Raw genomic sequence first — 19,228 nt, forward strand, 5'->3', positions numbered from 1 at the left:
CCGTCATCGACGGGCCGGCCTTTTTGCTGTCGACTTCGCCGTCAACGCTCAGGCGGCCGCCGGGAGTTCGGGCCGCAGCGGCCACGCCGTGTCCACCACTTCCGGCGTGCCCTGCCGGGTGAACCACGCCTGGAGGCCGCGCGCCTGCGCCGCGTGCCAGGTCGCCTGGAGGGTGTGCAACTCGGTCGGCGTGAGCCGCTCCAGGCGGGCCGCGAACCTGCGCCCCACCGCCCGTACGACCTCCAGGGCGGCCAGGGCGTCGGCGGACGCGTCGTGGGCGCCCTCCAGCGTCACGCCGTAGTGCTCGCACAGGTCGGCGAGGGTGCGGCGGCCCTTGCGATAGCGGTCCAGGTGCTTGTCCAGGACCCGGGGGTCGAGCACGCGCAGCGGGTTCTGGCCCAGGTAGTGGGCGAGCGGGGCGGCGCGATGGCGCTTCAACTCCCGGTCCAGGAGCGTCAGATCGAACGGCGCGTTCATGATCACCAGCGGCCGTCCCGCCATGCACTGCTCGGCCAGGCCCTTGGCTATCTCGTCCATCACGGGAGCCGGCCAGCGGCCGTTCAACTGGAGGTGCCCGTCGGTCAGCCCGTGGACGGCGGTCGCACCCGCCGGGACGGGCACCCCCGGATTCACCAGCCAGCGCGTCGAGCGGGGCCGCGCCCCCGCCCCGTCCTGGACCACCAGCGCGGCCGACACGATCCGGTCGCCCTCCACGTCCACCCCGGTCGTCTCCGTGTCGAACGCCGCCAGGGGACCCTCGTACCAGCACGTCATGTCTACTCAACTCCTCGCGCACTTCCGGCAGATGGCGTGCATCCCCTGCCCGATTCCGTGATACCCGGGCCGTTTGCGGCATACGCCGTTTGCGGGGTGCCGAGTTCGGAGACAACACAGATGACGGGCACGGGATGTGACGGACCGTCATGGAAAAAGTTCGGCACGGTTCCGGAAGGCATACGACAGCCATGGCGCTCGCGCAGCCCGATCCGGCCGCGCCCGGGCACGGTCTGCTGCCCGAGCGGATCGCACCGCTGCGCGGCTCGCTCGCCACCACCGCCTGCATGGAGACCCTTCAGGTGGGCTACCTGCACGCGGTGGCGGCGGCAGCGGGGTGTTCGCTGTCGCAGCCGTTCCCGGACAACGGGATCGACTGGCACGTGAGCCACAGCGCCCCCGGCCACACCGTCGACGACGAAGTGACGATCAAGGTGCAGCTCAAGTGCACCTACCAGATCCCGCCGCATCCGCCGGGCGGGACCTTCTCCTTCACGCTGGACAACGACCACCTGGTGAAGCTGGCCCGCACACCCGTGTCGGTGCACAAGATCCTGGTCGTGATGGTGGCGCCCAGGAGCCGGGACGAGTGGCTGCGCGCGGGCCACGACCGACTGGCCCTTCGGCACTGCTGCTACTGGATCAATCTGGCCGGGCACCCGGTGACCGGCCGGCGCAGGACCACGGTGCGCATACCGACCACGCGGATCTTCGACGACCGCGCGCTCTGCGAGATCATGACGCGGGTCGGGGTGGGAGGGAGGCCCTGATGCGTCGGCTCGACGACGAACCCGGCGGGAACCCGCCGCTGCCCGGCCCGGTCGACCCCGCGGTGCTCGGGGCGCTGCTGCACCGGCACGGCTGGCGCCGGCGCGGGGGAGCAGCCGGCCGCTACGCCCGCTGGACGCCGCCCGGCCCGGCCGGATCCGGCACGAGCCTGCTGGTCCCCGAGAGCCGGGCCTATCCCGACAGCGACGACCTGCTCGGCGAGGCCCTCACCGCCCTCGCCCGCAGCGCCGCGCCCTCCGCCCGCGAGGTGCTGGTCTCGCTCGCGGTCCCCAGCGACGAGGTGCGCTGGTGGCGCGAGGTGCCCGAAGGACCGGCCGGCACCGCCTCCTGGAGCGAGCAGGAACGCCTGCGCGGCGCGGCCCACCGGATGCTGCTCGCCGGCGCGCTCGCGGTGCGCGGACCCGCCGGGTACCACGGGGCGCGCCATCGCGGACAGGCCCTCGCCTCCCTCGAAGGCGTCCTCGTCGAGCCGGGAAGCGGCGGCGGGCTCACCGCCTTCGTGCCGACGGCCACCGGGCGGCCCGCGGTGGTGCGGCTCTACGCAGGCCTCAACGCGGTGCGCGACGCCGTCGACTACCAGCGCACCACCGGAGGCATGGAGGCCTTCGACGCGGCCGTGCGGGCCGGTGTGAGCCGGGAGCTGACCGAGGCCGTGGTCGCCCTGGTGCACGGCACCGAAGGCGTACGGATCGCCCTCGCCTGGGCGCCCGCGGCCGGCGCGCCCCCCGGGTGTGCGGCCCGGCCTGAACCCGTCGACTTCTCACCCGGCGACTTGCCCGCCCTGCGCGCCGCCGGCGCCCGCTACCTGGGCGACGAGCCCTCCCTTCCGGTGCGGATCACCGGCGCCGTGGTGCGGCTGCGCCGCTCGGCGCCGCGCGGCCCCGGAGTCGTACGGCTGCGGGTGCTGGCGGGCGCGGAGGTCCCGTACGTACGGGTGGAGCTGGACGAGGAGGCGTACCGGATCGCCGGCCACGCCCATCTGGTCGGGTTGCCGGTCCGGGTCGTGGGGCGCCTGGAGAGCCGGGGCGGGTTCCGGCGGCTGTCCGGCGCGGGCGAGGTCACCCCCGTCCAGGTCGACGACGCCGAGCGGGACCGGCTGATGAAGTCGCTCCAGGAGAACCTCGACTTCTTCGAGGAGGCCTGCGGAGCGGAACCGGACCCGGCGGACGGCTGAGCGGCCCGTATCCGTTTCGCGGCACGGCCCACCGGCTCGGTAGGATCGTCCCGCGTACGCGACACGCGCTGCGCGCCCCCCTACGGCAGGAGAAGTCCGGTGTCAGACGTCCGTGTGATCATCCAACGCGATTCCGAGCGGGAAGAGCGCGTGGTGACGACGGGCACGACGGCGGCCGAGCTCTTCGCCGGTGAGCGCACCGTCGTCGCGGCCCGCGTGGCCGGCGAGCTGAAGGACCTCGCGTACGAGGTGCGGGACGGCGAGGAGGTCGAGCCCGTCGAGATCTCCTCCGAGGACGGCCTGAACATCCTGCGCCACTCCACCGCGCACGTCATGGCCCAGGCGGTCCAGGAGCTCCACCCCGAGGCCAAGCTCGGCATCGGCCCGCCGGTCCGTGACGGCTTCTACTACGACTTCGATGTCGAGAAGCCGTTCACGCCCGAGGACCTCAAGGCCATCGAGAAGAAGATGCAGGAGATCCAGAAGCGCGGCCAGCGCTTCTCGCGCCGCGTCACCACCGACGAGGCGGCCCGCGTCGAGCTCGCCGACGAGCCGTACAAGCTGGAGCTCATCGGCCTGAAGGGCAACGCGGCCCAGGCCGCCGACGGCGCGGACGCGGAGGTCGGCTCCGGCGAGCTCACCATCTACGACAACCTCGACGCCAAGACCGGCGAGCTGTGCTGGAAGGACCTCTGCCGCGGCCCCCACCTGCCGACCACCCGGAACATCCCGGCGTTCAAGCTGATGCGCTCGGGCGGCGCCTACTGGCGCGGCAGCGAGAAGAACCCGATGCTCCAGCGCATCTACGGCACCGCCTGGCCGACCAAGGAAGAGCTCAAGGCGCACCTGGAGTTCCTCGCCGAGGCCGAGAAGCGCGACCACCGCAAGCTCGGCGCCGAGCTCGACCTCTTCTCCATCCCCGAGGAGCTGGGCTCCGGCCTCGCGGTCTTCCACCCCAAGGGCGGCATCGTCCGGCGGGAGATGGAGGCGTACTCGCGCCAGAAGCACGAGGACGCCGACTACGAGTTCGTGAACACCCCGCACATCTCCAAGGAAGAGCTCTTCGTCACCTCGGGGCACCTGCCGCACTACGGCGACGGCATGTTCCCGCCGGTCGAGTTCGACGGGCAGAACTACCGCCTCAAGGCGATGAACTGCCCCATGCACAACCTGATCTTCAAGGCGCGCGGCCGCTCCTACCGCGAACTCCCGCTGCGGCTCTTCGAGTTCGGCACGGTCTACCGCTACGAGAAGTCCGGCGTGGTGCACGGCCTGACCCGCGCGCGCGGCTTCACCCAGGACGACTCGCACATCTACTGCACCAAGGAGCAGATGCCGCAGGAGCTCGACTCGCTCCTGACCTTCGTGCTCGACCTGCTGCGCGACTACGGCCTGAACGACTTCGAGCTCGAACTGTCCACCCGCGACCCGGAGTCGGACAAGTTCATCGGCACCGACGAGGCCTGGGAGGAGGCCACCGAGGCGCTGCGCCTGGCGGCCGAGAAGCAGAACCTGCCGCTCGTCCCGGACCCGGGCGGCGCCGCGTTCTACGGGCCGAAGATCTCGGTGCAGGCCAAGGACGCCATCGGGCGGTCCTGGCAGATGTCGACCATCCAGGTCGACTTCAACCAGCCCGAGCGCTTCGGCCTCGAATACACCGGTTCGGACGGCACCAAGCAGCAGCCGGTCATGATCCACCGCGCCCTGTTCGGTTCCATCGAGCGGTTCTTCGCGGTGCTCCTGGAGCACTACGCGGGCGCCTTCCCGGCGTGGCTGGCCCCGGTCCAGGCGGTCGGCATCCCGATCGGCGACGCCCACATCCCCTACCTGCGGGAGTTCGCCGCCGAGGCGAAGAAGAAGGGGCTGCGGGTCGACGTGGACGCGTCCTCGGACCGGATGCAGAAGAAGATCCGCAACCAGCAGAAGCAGAAGGTCCCCTTCATGATCATCGTCGGTGACGAGGACATGGCCGCGGGCACCGTCTCCTTCCGCTACCGCGACGGCTCGCAGGAGAACGGCATCCCGCGCGACGAGGCGCTGGCCAAGCTCGTGGACGTGGTGGAGCGTCGCGTGCAGGTCTGAGCCCTCCCCGCCCGCGCGAGCTTTGAGGTCCCCGGGAAGCCCGTCTTCCCGGGGACCTCGTGCGTCGCGGCATCGGCCACCCGGGCGACGCCCGGGGCGGTCGAAGTCATATGCTGCACATCATGACGACTGAGCCGGAGCAGCAGATCGGAGTGGGGACGCAGGACGCGTTCCAGCGCCTGTGGACGCCCCACCGGATGGCCTACATCCAGGGCGAGAACAAGCCGACGGGGCCGGAGTCCGGCGACGGATGTCCGTTCTGCTCGCTTCCCGCGAAGTCGGACGAGGACGGGCTGATCATCAAGCGGGGCGAGCACGTGTACGCGGTGCTCAACCTCTACCCGTACAACGGCGGGCACCTGATGGTCGTGCCCTACCGCCACGTCGCCGACTACACGGAGCTGGACGCGGCCGAGACGCTGGAGCTCGCCGAGCTCACCAAGCAGGCGATGACCGCGCTGCGGGCCGCCTCCGGGGCGCACGGGTTCAACATCGGGATGAACCAGGGCTCGGTGGCCGGCGCCGGGATCGCCGCCCATCTGCACCAGCACATCGTGCCGCGCTGGGGCGGCGACACCAACTTCATGCCGGTCGTCGGCCACACCAAGGTGCTGCCCCAACTCCTCGCGGACACCCGCGCGATGCTGGCCGACGCCTGGCCGCGCTAGCCCTCACGCGTCGTACACGTCCGCCTTCCGCGGCGCCGGGTCCTGCACCATGCCGCTGAGGATCATCGAGCGGTTGGTGAAGCGGTCGGTGTTCACTCCGTGCTCGTCCAGCACCTTCATGGCGGCGGAGTGCACCACCCGCAGCACCGGCGTCGCGGCGCGCATCGCGTCGTCGGCCATGAAGCGGTGACGCCAGGGCTTGTCCGCCCAGGCGTGCCGCAGCCCGAACGGCTCGGGCAGCGCTATCCGGCCGCCCAGGTGGTCGAGCACGGGCGGAAACCAGGTCAGCGGGGCGCGTGCGGCCAGGCGCACCACCTCGGAGGCGTCCACCAGGGGCAACTGGACCGTCTTCTTCTCCCAGAACTTGAAGGCCTTGTCGACCTCCTTCGTCTTGGGCGCGGGCTTGGTGGTGAACAGGGCGTGCACCGGGCCGAGGGCGTGCCCGGTCACCTCGATCCTCAGCGTCTCGTGCAGCACGGTGACGGTGACCATCATGGTGATGACCAACTGGCCGTCCCAGAGCGTGAATTGGACGCCGAGGTAGTGGCGGTTGCCGCTGGAGAACTGCTGCTCGTTGCAGATGCGCTGTATCTCGTGCTGGCGCACCTGGAAGTTGTCGATGTCCTGGCCGCTGGGCCGTGACACCTCCTTGGCGCCCTCGCCGATCGGCGAGACCACCCAATTCCTGATTGAGGGGGTGGGGAAGCCGCCGGTGTGCAGGGGGCCGCGCTCCAGGAGCTGGAGGCGGTCCTGGATGGCGCGTATGACGTCCCAGCTGCGGAAGCCGTGGATCTCCTTGCCGGCCTCCTTGGGCTCCAGCTCCTCCGCGAGCTGCCAGCTTCCCCAGCGGGTGCCCATGCCGAGTATGCCCTTGGGGCCCGCGTAGAAGACGATGTTGCTCTGGTCCTCCGCGGCCAGCTTGACCAGCGACTGGCGCAGTTGTTCCGCGGATCCGGCCGCCGCGCTCTTGGGCACCGCCTCAGGGATCTTGGCGCCGACGCCCCCGCCGCCGAGCAGGCTGTCCCAGCGGGAGCGCAGATCGCGCGCGGTCTTCTCGCAGATGACCTTCGCCCAGTACCAGCCGATGATCGGGGCCACGATCATGGCGCGCAGATAGAGCCCGAGAAGGCCGGTGAAGGGCAGCTTGATCAGGAAGAGCACGGCGAGCACCCCGGCCGCGCCGAGCAGGACCGTGCCGAGCGCGCCGGCCCGCCGGTCCTTGGCCCCCGCCAGGGTGCGGCGCAACTGGAACACCGCGAGCCACAGCAGCATCCCCGGCAGGAAGAGCAGCCCGAACACGGCCATCACCAGGGTGAGTTTGGTGTCCCGCTCCTTACGGATGCGGATCGAGGCCAGGCAGTGCTCGACGATGGTGCCCGGCTCGGTGCCGAAGGACTGGATGATGCCCTTGCGGGTGGCGCCGAGCATCCGGGACTGCACGGCGCGTGCGAACGCCTCGCCGAGGTTGGGTTCGAGCAGCGAGAGCCTGCCCTTGGTGACCGTGGACTCGTGCCACTCGCTGTTGGCCTTGAGTATGTCCTGCACCGGGCTGTCCCGGTACGCGGCCGAGGCGAGCGCCTGGGTCGCCGCCGTCTGGCCCGCGCCGCCCTGGAGCGGCACCTGCGGCCTGGGCAAGAAGTCGAAGAATGGCTCTTCCGTCGTCACTGCCGCCCCCATCGCCGCACACCGTCGCTCTGCGGCCTGTTCCCGACTACCGTGCCCCGCACACCTGCTGAACCGGCACCACAGCGTATCGGGGACGGGGCTCGCCCGTCAGGGGACATCGCAATGCCGTCCGCCGCACGGCACGCGCGGCGGACGGATTTCTGAGGACCTGTCAATTACCGCCCCTCTTCGGCCTGTTCGCGCATTTTGTCGGCGAGCTGGGGCGGCATCGCCTCGTGCCGCACGTACCGGCGGCCGAAGCGGCCGGTGCCGTGCGAGAGCGACCTGAGGTCGAGGGCGTACCGGCCGATCTCGATCTCCGGCACCTCGGCGCGCACCAGAGTGCGCCCCCCGCCGGCCTGCTCGGTGCCGACCACCCGGCCCCGGCGCCCGGACAGATCGCTCATCACGGGGCCCACGTAGTCGTCGGCGACCAGCACCTGGACCTCGGCGACCGGTTCCAGCAGGTCGATGCGGGCCTCGGCGGCCGCCTCGCGCAGCGCCAGCGCGCCCGCGGTCTGGAACGCGGCGTCGGAGGAGTCCACCGAGTGGGCCTTGCCGTCCACCAGGGTGACGCGCACGTCGACGAGCGGATGGCCCGCTGCCACCCCCTTGGCCGCCTGGGACCGTACGCCCTTCTCGACCGAGGGGATGAACTGGCGCGGCACGGAGCCGCCCACCACCTTGTCCACGAACTCGATGCCGCTGCCCGGCGGCAGCGGCTCCACGTCGATCTCACAGATCGCGAACTGCCCGTGCCCGCCCGACTGTTTGACGTGCCGGCCGCGCCCGGCCGCCTTCGCTCCGAAGGTCTCGCGCAGCGACACCTTGTGCGGGACGACGTCGACCTGGACGCCGTACCGGCCGCGCAGCCGCTCCAGGGCCACCTCCTTGTGGGCCTCGCCCAGGCACCACAGGACCAGCTGGTGGGTGGCCGGGTTCTGTTCGAGCCGCATCGTGGGGTCCTCGGCCACCAGTCGGGCCAGCCCCTGGGAGAGCTTGTCCTCGTCGGCCTTGCTGTGGGCCTCGATGGCCAGCGGCAGCAGCGGGTCGGGCATGTCCCAGGGGGACATCAGGAGCGGGTCGTCCTTCGCGGACAGGGTGTCGCCGGTCTCGGCCCTGGACAGCTTCGCCACGCACGCCAGGTCTCCCGCGACGCACCGGGTGAGCGGGCGCTGCTGTTTGCCGAACGGCGACGACAGGGAGCCGACGCGTTCGTCCACGTCGTGGTCCTGGTGACCCCGGTCCGCCATGCCGTGGCCGGACACGTGCACCGTCTCGTCCGGACGCAGCGTGCCGGAGAAGACCCGCACCAGGCTGATCCGGCCCACATACGGGTCGGAGGACGTCTTGATCACCTCGGCCACCAGGGGCCCGTCGACCGCGCAGGCGGGGGCCGGGCGCGGCTTGCCCTCGGGGGTGGTGAGCTCGGGCGCCACCCGCTCCAGGGGAGAGGGGAAGCCGCCGGTGACGAGTTCGAGCAGTTCGACCGTGCCGATGCCCTGCCGGGCGCCCTCGGCGGCCGGAGCGGCGGCGAGCACGGGATGGAAGGTGCCGCGTGCGACCGCTCGCTCCAGGTCCGCCACGAGGGACGAGAAGTCGATCTCCCCGCCGCCCAGATAGCGGTCCATCAGCGTCTCGTCCTCGCTCTCCGCGATGATCCCCTCGATGAGCCGGTTGCGGGCCTCCTCGATCAGGGGGAGCTGGGCCGCGTCGGGCTGGGTCTCCTTGCGTTCGCCGGACTCGTAGTCGAAGACCCGCTGCGAGAGCAGCCCGATCAGACCGGTCACCGGGGCGTGACCGTCCGAGCCCGGCGCGCCGTGCACGGGCAGGTACAGCGGGAGCACCGCGTCGGGGTCGTCGCCGCCGAACGCCTCGGCGCAGATCGCGGTCATGGCGTCGAAGTCGGCGCGGGCCGCCTCCAGATGCGTGATCACGATGGCCCGTGGCATCCCGACGGCCGCGCACTCGTCCCAGACCATCCGGGTCGAACCGTCCACGCCGTCCGCGGCCGAGACCACGAAGAGGGCCGCGTCCGCCGCGCGCAGACCGGCCCTGAGCTCCCCGACGAAGTCGGCGTATCCGGGGGTGTCCAAGAGGTTGATCTTGAAGCCGCCCCATTCGACCGGCACCAGCGACAGCTGTACGGAACGCTGCTGCCGGTGCTCGATCTCGTCGTAGTCGGAGACGGTGGCGCCGTCCTCGACCCGGCCCGCGCGGGTGACGGCCCCCGCCGCCAGCGCGAGCGCCTCCACCAGTGTGGTCTTGCCGGATCCGCTGTGGCCGACCAGCACCACATTCCGCAGAAATGCGGGGTGGTCGGCCGTTGGGGCCCTGCCGGCGGCCCCGGGGTGTGCGTTCGCCCTGTCGCCCATGTCCGTTCCTCCCGGTTTCGTGCGCGGTGAGGTCGTGAGGGGCGCGGACACGCGGACTCCGCGTGCGGAGGCGGCATCTGCGACGCCCGCGATAATTCGAGCTTTCCACTCCGCTCACGGTGCGTCCATACGTCGTACGCGATCGCGCCACGTCGGCGGGTCGAGGGGCCCCCGGCGGGTGCCCGGCGGTACGGCAGCGCAGTCGTGGCTACGATGGGTCGGCCGGTGGCCAGCAGGGGCCGCGCGGCCACACCGACCCCTCGGGAAGGCCATGCTGAACAAGTACGCGCGTGCATTCTTCACGCGTGTCCTCACGCCGTTCGCCGCATTTCTGCTCCGCCGCGGAGTCAGCCCCGACGCGGTGACCCTCATCGGCACGGCCGGAGTGATGGCGGGTGCGCTGGTCTTCTTCCCCCGCGGAGAGCTCTTCTGGGGCACGATCGTCATCACCCTCTTCGTCTTCTCCGACCTGGTCGACGGCAACATGGCCCGCCAGGCCGGGATCTCCAGCCGCTGGGGGGCCTTCCTCGACTCCACGCTCGACCGGGTCGCCGACGGCGCGATCTTCGGCGGCTTCGCCCTCTGGTACGCCGGGCGGGGCGACAACGACGTCCTGTGCGCGGTGGCCATCTTCTGCCTGGCCAGCGGCCAGGTGGTGTCGTACACCAAGGCGCGCGGCGAGGCGATCGGCCTGCCGGTCGCGGTCAACGGCCTGGTCGAGCGCGCCGAACGGCTCGTCATCTCGCTGGTCGCCGCGGGCCTCGCCGGACTCCACGCGTTCGGGGTGCCGGGCATCCAGGTGCTGCTCCCCATCGCGCTGTGGATCGTCGCCGTGGGCAGCCTGATCACGCTGATCCAGCGCGTGGTGACCGTGCGCCGGGAATCCGAGGAGGCCGACGCGGCCGCGGCCCGGACGGCCGACGGGGCGGACGCGTGAAGGACCAACTGACCGACGCGCTCTACGGCCTGGGCTGGGCCACCGTGAAGAAGCTGCCGGAACCCGTTGCCAACGGGTTGGGACGGCGCATCGCGGACCAGGTGTGGAAGCGGCGCGGCACGAGCGTGCTGCGCCTGGAGTCCAACCTGGCGCGCGTCGTGCCCGACGCCGCCCCGGCCCGGCTCGCCGAACTCTCCCGGGCCGGGATGCGCTCGTACATGCGGTACTGGATGGAGTCCTTCCGGCTGCCCGCGTGGAGCAGGGACCGGATGAGGAACGGCTTCGTGCCCGAGGACGTCCACCACCTGAACGACGCGCTGGCCTCCGGGCGCGGTGTCGTCGCCGCGCTGCCCCACATGGGCAACTACGACCTCGCCGGCGCCTGGGTCACCACCAAGCTGGACATCGCCTTCACCACGGTCGCCGAGCGCCTCAAGCCCGAGACCCTCTTCGACCGCTTCGTCGCCTACCGCGAGGGCCTCGGCATGGAGGTGCTGCCGCACACCGGCGGCGCCGCCTTCGGCATACTCGCCCGCCGGCTGCGCGCGGGCGGCCTGGTCTGCCTGGTCGCCGACCGCGACCTGTCGGCCTCCGGCGTCGAGGTCAAGTTCTTCGGCGAGACGGCCCGGATGCCGGCCGGGCCCGCCATGCTGGCCCAGCAGACCGGCGCGGTGCTCCTGCCGGTGACGCTCTGGTACGACGAGACGCCCGTCATGAAGGGCCGGGTGCACGCGCCCATCGAGGTGCCCGAGACAGGTGACCGGGCCTCCAGGACGTCCTCCATGACACAGGCGATGGCAGACGCCTTCGCCACCGGAATCGCCGACCACCCCGAGGACTGGCACATGCTGCAACGCCTGTGGCTCGCGGACCTGGAGGAGCGACGGCCGTGAAGATCGGCATCGTCTGTCCGTACTCGTGGGACGTCCCCGGTGGCGTCCAGTTCCACATCAGGGACCTGGCGGACCACCTGATCCGCCTGGGCCACGACGTGTCCGTCCTGGCCCCGGCCGACGACGAGACTCCGCTGCCCCCGTACGTCGTGTCGGCCGGCCGGGCCGTCCCGGTGCCGTACAACGGCTCGGTGGCGCGGCTCAACTTCGGGTTCCTGTCGGCCGCCCGGGTGCGGCGCTGGCTGCACGACGGCACCTTCGACGTCATCCACATCCACGAGCCGGCCTCGCCCTCGCTCGGCCTGCTGTCCTGCTGGGCCGCGCAGGGGCCCATCGTGGCGACCTTCCACACCTCCAACCCCCGCTCCCGCGCGATGATCGCGGCGTACCCGATCCTCCAGCCCGCCCTGGAGAAGATCAGTGCGCGCATCGCGGTCAGCGAGTACGCACGGCGCACGCTGGTGGAACACCTGGGCGGTGACGCCGTGGTGATCCCCAACGGCGTCGACGTCGACTTCTTCGCCAAGGCCGAGCCCAAGAAGGAGTGGCAGGGCGGGACCCTCGGCTTCATCGGCCGCATCGACGAGCCCCGCAAGGGCCTGCCGGTCCTGATGAGGGCGCTGCCCAAGATCCTCGCCGAGCGCCCCGAGACGCGGCTGCTGGTCGCGGGCCGCGGCGACGAGGAGGAGGCGGTGGCCTCGCTTCCGGCCGAGATGCGCTCCCGGGTCGAGTTCCTGGGCATGGTGAGCGACGAGGACAAGGCGCGGCTGCTGCGCAGCGTGGACGTCTACGTCGCCCCCAACACCGGGGGCGAGAGCTTCGGCATCATCCTGGTCGAGGCGCTGTCGGCGGGCGCCGCGGTCCTCGCCAGCGATCTGGACGCCTTCGCGCAGGTCCTGGACCAGGGCGCGGCCGGGGACCTCTTCGCCAACGAGGACGCGGACGCGCTGGCCTCGGCCGCGGTACGCCTGCTCGGCGACCCGGCCCGCCGCGCGGGCCTCAGCGAGCGAGGCACGGCCCATGTGCGGCGCTTCGACTGGGCGACGGTCGGGGCGGACATCCTGGCGGTGTACGAGACGGTGACGCACGGGGCCGCGGTGGTCGCGGCGGACGAACGCACGGGGTTCCGGGCGCGGTTCGGCTTGGCGCGCGACTGACCCCGGGCGCCGGTCCCCCTCCCAACCCCGCCCGGCCCCCGTCTCGGCCCTGAACGGCCCTCGTCCTCAAACGCCGGACGGGCTGGGTTTGCCCGCGTGGGCCGGGGTTGAGCGGGCGGGGGTTGCCCGCATGGGCCGGGACTGAGCGGCCGAGCGGGCGAGGGCCAGCATGGGCCAGGGTTGAGCGGCCGAGCGGGGCTCGCCAGGTCGCCCTGCCGAGGGCCGGTCCTGCCAGGGGCGCGGGGAACTGCGCGAGACGCGGGCACGGTCCGCAGCCGAAAGCGGGGTGTGCCGGGGTTGGCCCCGGCCCCTGTTTCGGGCCTGAACGGCCCTCGTCCTCAAACGCCGGACGGGCTGGGATTGCCCGCGTGGGCCGGGGCTGAGCGGGCGGGGGTTGCCCGCATGGGCCAGCACTGAGTAGCCGAGCGGGCGAGGGCCAGCATGGGCCAGGGCTGAGCGGCCGAGCGGGTTGAGGTGGCCCGCGTGGGCCGGCGCAGAGCGGAGCGTGCCGAGGGGGCCCGCGTGGGCCAGCGCTGGGCAGTCGAGCGGGCTGGCGGGCCCGGGCGGCCCGGTAGCCTTGCGGTCCGTGACCGTAACCCTCATCTGGATCGTCGTCGCCCTCGCCGCGATCGGCCTCTACCTCAGCTGGACCGCCGGCCGGCTCGACCGGCTGCACGCCCGCATCGACCTGGCCCGCGCCTCCCTCGACGCCCAACTGCTGCGCCGCGCCTCGGTCACCCAGGAACTCGCCACCAGCGGGGTGCTCGACCCGGCCGCCTCCATCGTGCTGTACGAGGCCGCGCACGCCGCGCGCCAGGCGGAGGAGGAGCACCGGGAGGTCGCCGAGAGCGAGCTCAGCCAGGCGCTGCGCGCCGTCTTCGGGGAGCCCGCGCAGGTCGACGCCGTACGCGAGGCGCCCGGCGGGGTGGAGGCCGCCGAGGAACTGGCGCAGGCGGTGCGCAGGGTGCCGATGGCCCGGCGCTTCCACAATGACGCGGTGCGCGCGGCGCGCGCCCTGCGCAGGCACCGCACGGTGCGCTGGCTGCGGCTCGCCGGACACGCGCCGTTCCCGCTCGCGTTCGAGATGGACGACGCGCCGCCGACGGCACTGGCCGACCGCCCGGGCACCTGAAGCCACCCCGGCCCACCGGCGAAAACGATCCACCGGCTGAGCATTGGCCCTTGATGTGGACTGCTCGGCCGGGGTTGGCTCGGGGAAGCAGAATCCCCTTCTTCACTCAGTGAGGCGCTCCGTGTCCAGCACCCCTTCCAGCACCCCCCACTCCGACGGCCCCGCCCTCGGCACCGCCCGCGTCAAGCGCGGCATGGCCGAGCAGCTCAAGGGCGGTGTGATCATGGACGTGGTCAACGCCGAGCAGGCGAAGATCGCCGAGGACGCGGGCGCCGTCGCCGTCATGGCCCTGGAGCGGGTTCCGGCCGACATCCGCAAGGACGGCGGCGTGGCCCGGATGTCCGACCCGAACATGATCGAGGAGATCATCGCCGCGGTCTCCATCCCGGTGATGGCCAAGTCCCGCATCGGCCACTTCGTCGAGGCCCAGGTCCTCCAGTCCCTCGGCGTCGACTACATCGACGAGTCCGAGGTCCTCACCCCGGCCGACGAGGTCAACCACAGCGACAAGTTCGCCTTCACCACGCCGTTCGTCTGTGGCGCCACCAACCTGGGCGAGGCCCTGCGCCGCATCGCCGAGGGCGCGGCCATGATCCGCTCCAAGGGCGAGGCCGGCACCGGCAACGTCGTCGAGGCCGTCCGCCACCTGCGCCAGATCAAGAACGAGATCGCCAAGCTGCGCGGCTTCGACAACAACGAGCTGTACGCCGCCGCCAAGGAGCTGCGCGCCCCGTACGAGCTGGTCAAGGAAGTCTCCGAGCTCGGCAAGCTCCCCGTGGTGCTGTTCTCCGCCGGTGGCGTCGCCACCCCGGCCGACGCGGCCCTGATGCGTCAGCTCGGCGCCGAGGGCGTCTTCGTCGGCTCCGGCATCTTCAAGTCGGGCAACCCGGCCAAGCGCGCCGCCGCTATCGTGAAGGCCACCACCTTCTACGACGACCCGAAGATCATCGCGGATGCCTCCCGCAACCTGGGCGAGGCCATGGTCGGCATCAACTGCGACACGCTGCCCGAGACCGAGCGCTACGCCAACCGCGGTTGGTAGTCACCACCATGACGAACACCCCCGTGATCGGTGTCCTGGCCCTCCAGGGCGACGTACGGGAGCACCTCATCGCCCTGGCCTCGGCGGACGCCGTGGCCAGGCCGGTCAGGCGTCCCGAGGAGCTCGCCGAGGTGGACGGCCTGGTCATCCCCGGCGGCGAGTCCACCACCATCTCCAAGCTCGCCGCGCTGTTCGGCATGCTGGAGCCGCTGCGCGAGCGGGTGCGGGCGGGCATGCCCGTGTACGGCACCTGCGCCGGGCTGATCATGCTTGCCGACAAGATCCTCGACCCGCGTTCGGGCCAGGAGACCATCGGCGGCATCGAGATGATCGTTCGCCGCAACGCCTTCGGCCGCCAGAACGAGTCGTTCGAGGCGACCGTCGAGGTCGCGGGCGTCGGCCCCGTGGAAGGCGTGTTCATCCGCGCCCCCTGGGTCGAGTCCGTGGGCGCCGCGACCCAGGTGCTGGCCGAGCACGGCGGCCACATCGTGGCCGTGCGCCAGGGGAACGCGCTGGCGACCTCGTTCCACCCCGAGCTCACGGGCGACCACCGCATGCACGAGCTGTTCGTGGACATGGTGCGCGCCGCCCGGTGACAGGGTCCCGGTAGGATCTCTGCCGAACGACGCAGAATGGGTTACGCGAAGGAGACAGGCAGATGTCCGGCCACTCTAAATGGGCTACGACGAAGCACAAGAAGGCCGTGATCGATGCCAAGCGCGGCAAGCTCTTCGCGAAGCTGATCAAGAACATCGAGGTCGCGGCCCGCACCGGGGGCGCCGACATCGACGGCAACCCGACCCTCTTCGACGCCGTACAGAAGGCGAAGAAGCAGTCGGTGCCCAACAAGAACATCGACTCCGCGCTCAAGCGCGGCGCCGGTCTCGAGGCGGGCGGTGCCGACTACGAGACGATCATGTACGAGGGTTACGGCCCGAACGGTGTCGCGGTGCTCATCGAGTGCCTCACCGACAACCGCAACCGTGCCGCCTCCGACGTACGTGTCGCGATGACCCGCAACGGCGGCTCGATGGCCGACCCGGGGTCCGTCTCGTACCTGTTCAACCGCAAGGGCGTCATCGTGCTGCCCAAGGGTGAACTCTCCGAGGACGACGTCCTGAACGCGGTTCTGGACGCCGGCGCGGAGGAAGTCAACGACCTCGGTGAGTCCTTCGAGATCATCTCCGAGGCGACCGACCTGGTCGCGGTGCGCACCGCGCTCCAGGAGGCCGGCTTCGACTACGACTCCGCCGACTCCAACTTCGTCCCGACCATGCAGGTCGAGCTGGACGAGGAGGGCGCGCGGAAGATCTTCAAGCTGATCGACGCGCTGGAGGACAGCGACGACGTCCAGAACGTCTTCGCCAACTTCGACATCTCCGACGAGGTCATGGCGAAGGTCGACGCGTAGCGCTGCCGCGGGCTGAGCGTTTTCGGCGGGCCGATGGGACACGTCCCATCGGCCCGCCGCCGTTGTCAGTGGCAGCGGATAGCCTGGCAGGAAGTCGAAGATCGTCAAGGGTCCGAGATCGTCAAGGGGAGGCGCCGTGCGCGTACTGGGGGTGGACCCGGGTCTGACGCGATGTGGCGTCGGCGTGGTCGAGGGGCTCGCGGGCCGGCCCCTGACGATGCTCGGCGTCGGCGTCGTACGGACCCCGGCGGACGCGGAGTTGGGCCATCGCCTCGTCGCCATCGAGCGCGGCATCGAGGAGTGGCTCGATGCCCACCGGCCCGAATTCGTCGCCGTGGAGCGGGTGTTCAGCCAGCACAACGTGCGCACCGTGATGGGCACCGCCCAGGCGAGCGCGGTCGCCATGCTGTGCGCGTCCCGGCGCGGCATCCCCGTCGCCCTGCACACCCCCAGCGAGGTCAAGGCCGCCGTCACCGGCAGCGGCCGGGCCGACAAGGCACAGGTCGGCGCGATGGTGACCCGGCTGCTGCGGCTCGACGCCCCGCCCAAACCGGCCGACGCGGCGGACGCGCTGGCCCTCGCCATCTGCCACATCTGGCGCGCCCCCGCGCTCAACCGGCTCCAACAGGCCCACGCCCAGCACTCCGTACGGAAGGTCACCCGATGATCGCCTTCGTCAGCGGCCCGGTCGCCGCCCTCGCACCCGACACCGCGGTGGTCGAGGTCGGCGGCATCGGCATGGCCCTCCAGTGCACGCCCAACACCCTGGCCGAACTGCGCATCGGCCAGCACGCCAAGCTCGCCACCTCCCTGGTCGTGCGGGAGGACTCGCTGACCCTGTACGGCTTCGCCGACGACGACGAGAAGCAGGTCTTCGAACTGCTCCAGACCGCCAACGGCGTCGGCCCCCGGCTCGCCCAGGCGGTCCTGTCGGTGCACACCCCGGACGCGCTGCGCCGCGCCTTCGCCAGTGGCGACGAGAAGGCGCTCACCGCGGTCCCGGGCATCGGCAAGAAGGGCGCCCAGAAGCTGCTCATCGAGTTGAAGGACCGGCTCGGCGCGCCCGTCGGTAACGCACCGTCGGCCGGCGCCCCGGCCGCCTCCGGCTGGCGCGACCAGCTGCACGCGGCCCTCGTCGGGCTCGGCTACGCGCCCCGCGAGGCGGACGAGGCGGTCTCGGCGGTGGCGCCCCAGGCCGAGGCCTCGGAGAAGCCGAACGTCGGAGCCCTCCTCAAGGCCGCCCTGCAAACCCTGAACCGCGCCCGCTGAACGCGACCGCCCGCACCGCCCACCGCGACCACGATCCGAGGCACACGTCATGAACTGGGAAGACGGCTCCGACACGGCGGACCTGTCCGCGACGGCCGGCGACCGCCTCGTCGGGGCCGACGCCGACGGGGAGGACACCGCCGTCGAGGCCGCCCTGCGCCCCAAGGACCTGGAGGAGTTCGTCGGCCAGGAGAAGGTCCGCGAGCAGCTCGACCTGGTCCTGCGCGCGGCCCGGGCCCGTGGCGCCACCGCCGACCACGTCCTGCTCTCCGGCGCCCCGGGCCTCGGCAAGACCACCCTCTCGATGATCATTGCCGCCGAGATGGGCGCCCCGATCCGCATCACCAGCGGCCCGGCCATCCAGCACGCGGGCGACCTCGCCGCGATCCTGTCCTCCCTCCAGGAGGGCGAGGTCCTCTTCCTCGACGAGATCCACCGGATGTCGCGGCCCGCCGAGGAGATGCTCTACATGGCGATGGAGGACTTCCGGGTCGACGTCATCGTCGGCAAGGGCCCCGGCGCCACCGCCATCCCGCTGGAGCTGCCGCCCTTCACCCTGGTCGGCGCCACCACCCGGGCCGGCCTGCTGCCGCCCCCGCTGCGCGACCGGTTCGGGTTCACCGGACACATGGAGTTCTACGAGCCCGCCGAGCTGGAGCGGGTCATCCACCGCTCGGCCCGGCTGCTCGACGTGGAGATCGAGCCGGCGGGCGCCGCCGAGATCGCGGGCCGCTCCCGGGGCACCCCGCGCATCGCCAACCGGCTCCTGCGCCGGGTGCGCGACTACGCCCAGGTCAAGGCGGACGGCGTCATCACCCTCGAGATCGCCTCCCTCGCGCTCGGGGTGTACGAGGTGGACGCCCGCGGTCTCGACCGGCTGGACCGGGCCGTCCTGCAAGCCCTCCTGAAACTGTTCGGCGGCGGCCCGGTGGGCCTGTCGACGCTCGCGGTCGCGGTGGGGGAGGAGCGCGAGACGGTGGAGGAAGTGGCCGAGCCCTTCCTGGTCCGGGAGGGGCTGCTCGCCCGCACCCCGCGCGGCCGGGTGGCCACGCCCGCCGCCTGGGCCCACCTCGGCCTCGTACCGCCGCAGCAGGGCGGTGGCGCGGCAGGAAGCGGACAACAGGGGCTGTTCGGGGCGTGACGGCGCGGAGGGTCGCACGGCGAGGAACCCCGGTGGGATGCTGGGCGTTGTTCCATCTGTGCGGACTCGCTTAGACTCCGCCGATGCCGCCCTTCCAGGCCGGCGTACCCACCCCCAGATCAGGCCGCGCCCCCGGTGCGGTCATGCGAAGGAAGTTCCGTCCCGTGAGCCCTATCACTCTCCTCCCCTTCATTGTGCTTATCGGGGCCATGTTCCTGATGACCCGGTCCGCCAAGAAGAAGCAGCAGGCGGCTGCCGCCATGCGCAACGAGATGCAGCCCGGCACCGGTGTCCGCACCATCGGGGGCATGTACGCCACCGTCAAGGAGATCGGCGACGAGACGGTCCTCCTGGAGGTGGCGCCCGGCGTCCACGCCGTCTACGCCAAGAACGCCATCGGCGCGGTCCTGAGCGACGAGGAGTACAACCGGATCGTCCACGGTGACACCGAGGAGCAGCTCCCGGCGGTGCCGGACGACGCCTCCTCGCTGACGGAGAGCACCGAGGCCGCCGAGGCCGACGCCGCGGTCGCCGAGGACGCCAAGATCGATTTGGGCAAGAAGGACGAGGCGGAGGACGCCGCCGCGCCCAAGGACGGCAAGGACGGCAAGGCCGACGGCGGGGCCGACACGAAGTAGTCACGCACCGGGACCGCGGCGCCCGACCGGCGCGTGCGGTCCCCGAGCGCGCCCACTTCCCCGGGGGACGTCCCCACAACA

Annotated in this window: 18 protein-coding genes; 15 read left to right on the forward strand and 3 right to left on the reverse strand. The window is 71.7% G+C overall.

What is annotated here, in order from left to right:
• Window positions 1-48 precede the first annotated feature (48 nt).
• Window positions 49-774 carry a 3'-5' exonuclease gene (locus DWB77_RS30805; protein WP_120725135.1) on the reverse strand — a complete coding sequence of 242 codons (726 nt, stop codon included), beginning with the start codon at window positions 772-774 and terminating at the stop codon, window positions 49-51.
• Between the two features lie 191 nt (window positions 775-965).
• Between DWB77_RS30805 and DWB77_RS30810 the strand changes: the two genes are divergently transcribed.
• The 4 genes from DWB77_RS30810 to DWB77_RS30825 all read left to right on the forward strand — a co-directional run bounded on the left by DWB77_RS30810 (window position 966) and on the right by DWB77_RS30825 (window position 5,487).
• Window positions 966-1,544 (forward strand): DUF4365 domain-containing protein, encoded by a 579-nt coding sequence (locus DWB77_RS30810; protein WP_120725137.1) that lies wholly within the window; start codon window positions 966-968, stop codon window positions 1,542-1,544.
• Window positions 1,544-2,737 (forward strand): hypothetical protein, encoded by a 1,194-nt coding sequence (locus DWB77_RS30815; protein ID WP_246033687.1) that lies wholly within the window; start codon window positions 1,544-1,546, stop codon window positions 2,735-2,737. Before DWB77_RS30810 ends, DWB77_RS30815 begins: the two co-directional genes overlap by 1 nt.
• A 99-nt stretch (window positions 2,738-2,836) precedes the next feature.
• On the forward strand, window positions 2,837-4,819 hold the full coding sequence (thrS, locus tag DWB77_RS30820; protein WP_120725139.1) for a threonine--tRNA ligase: 1,983 nt from the start codon (window positions 2,837-2,839) through the stop codon (window positions 4,817-4,819).
• Between the two features lie 110 nt (window positions 4,820-4,929).
• Entirely contained in the window at window positions 4,930-5,487 is a 558-nt protein-coding gene (locus tag DWB77_RS30825; protein ID WP_120725141.1) for an HIT family protein, read from the forward strand.
• A 3-nt stretch (window positions 5,488-5,490) separates the two neighbouring features.
• On the opposite strand, the gene DWB77_RS30830 is transcribed toward DWB77_RS30825, so the two are convergent.
• Together DWB77_RS30830 and DWB77_RS30835 are read right to left on the reverse strand one after the other, a co-directional pair.
• Complete coding sequence (locus tag DWB77_RS30830) at window positions 5,491-7,164, reverse strand: hypothetical protein (protein WP_174248652.1); 1,674 nt, start codon at window positions 7,162-7,164, stop codon at window positions 5,491-5,493.
• Window positions 7,165-7,328: 164 nt separating this feature from the next.
• Window positions 7,329-9,527, reverse strand: coding sequence for an elongation factor G-like protein EF-G2 (locus tag DWB77_RS30835; protein ID WP_120725143.1), 2,199 nt, complete (start codon window positions 9,525-9,527; stop codon window positions 7,329-7,331).
• A 271-nt stretch (window positions 9,528-9,798) separates the two neighbouring features.
• Between DWB77_RS30835 and pgsA the strand changes: the two genes are divergently transcribed.
• From pgsA to yajC, 11 genes are all read left to right on the forward strand, one after another.
• Window positions 9,799-10,464 carry a phosphatidylinositol phosphate synthase gene (gene pgsA, locus DWB77_RS30840; protein WP_120725144.1) on the forward strand — a complete coding sequence of 222 codons (666 nt, stop codon included), beginning with the start codon at window positions 9,799-9,801 and terminating at the stop codon, window positions 10,462-10,464.
• Entirely contained in the window at window positions 10,461-11,357 is an 897-nt protein-coding gene (locus DWB77_RS30845) for a phosphatidylinositol mannoside acyltransferase (RefSeq protein WP_120725146.1), read from the forward strand. The genes pgsA and DWB77_RS30845 overlap by 4 nt, the downstream gene beginning before the upstream one ends.
• Window positions 11,354-12,514 (forward strand): glycosyltransferase family 4 protein, encoded by a 1,161-nt coding sequence (locus DWB77_RS30850; RefSeq protein ID WP_120725148.1) that lies wholly within the window; start codon window positions 11,354-11,356, stop codon window positions 12,512-12,514. The genes DWB77_RS30845 and DWB77_RS30850 overlap by 4 nt, the downstream gene beginning before the upstream one ends.
• A 586-nt stretch (window positions 12,515-13,100) precedes the next feature.
• Window positions 13,101-13,646, forward strand: coding sequence for a hypothetical protein (locus tag DWB77_RS30855; RefSeq protein WP_120725150.1), 546 nt, complete (start codon window positions 13,101-13,103; stop codon window positions 13,644-13,646).
• 121 nt (window positions 13,647-13,767) lie between these two features.
• Complete coding sequence (gene pdxS / locus DWB77_RS30860; protein ID WP_120725152.1) at window positions 13,768-14,688, forward strand: pyridoxal 5'-phosphate synthase lyase subunit PdxS; 921 nt, start codon at window positions 13,768-13,770, stop codon at window positions 14,686-14,688.
• An 8-nt stretch (window positions 14,689-14,696) separates the two neighbouring features.
• On the forward strand, window positions 14,697-15,284 hold the full coding sequence (gene pdxT, locus DWB77_RS30865; RefSeq protein WP_120725154.1) for a pyridoxal 5'-phosphate synthase glutaminase subunit PdxT: 588 nt from the start codon (window positions 14,697-14,699) through the stop codon (window positions 15,282-15,284).
• 62 nt (window positions 15,285-15,346) lie between these two features.
• Window positions 15,347-16,099: a YebC/PmpR family DNA-binding transcriptional regulator gene (locus tag DWB77_RS30870; protein WP_120725156.1), complete on the forward strand. Its 753-nt coding sequence runs from the start codon at window positions 15,347-15,349 to the stop codon at window positions 16,097-16,099.
• 136 nt (window positions 16,100-16,235) lie between these two features.
• Complete coding sequence (gene ruvC, locus DWB77_RS30875) at window positions 16,236-16,766, forward strand: crossover junction endodeoxyribonuclease RuvC (protein ID WP_120725158.1); 531 nt, start codon at window positions 16,236-16,238, stop codon at window positions 16,764-16,766.
• Window positions 16,763-17,368 carry a Holliday junction branch migration protein RuvA gene (gene ruvA / locus DWB77_RS30880; RefSeq protein WP_120725160.1) on the forward strand — a complete coding sequence of 202 codons (606 nt, stop codon included), beginning with the start codon at window positions 16,763-16,765 and terminating at the stop codon, window positions 17,366-17,368. The genes ruvC and ruvA overlap by 4 nt, the downstream gene beginning before the upstream one ends.
• A 49-nt stretch (window positions 17,369-17,417) precedes the next feature.
• Window positions 17,418-18,509: a Holliday junction branch migration DNA helicase RuvB gene (ruvB, locus tag DWB77_RS30885; protein ID WP_120725162.1), complete on the forward strand. Its 1,092-nt coding sequence runs from the start codon at window positions 17,418-17,420 to the stop codon at window positions 18,507-18,509.
• Between the two features lie 164 nt (window positions 18,510-18,673).
• Entirely contained in the window at window positions 18,674-19,147 is a 474-nt protein-coding gene (gene yajC / locus DWB77_RS30890; RefSeq protein ID WP_120725164.1) for a preprotein translocase subunit YajC, read from the forward strand.
• Window positions 19,148-19,228: the final 81 nt, after the last annotated feature.

The organism is Streptomyces hundungensis, assembly GCF_003627815.1.
GTDB lineage: Bacteria > Actinomycetota > Actinomycetes > Streptomycetales > Streptomycetaceae > Streptomyces > Streptomyces hundungensis_A.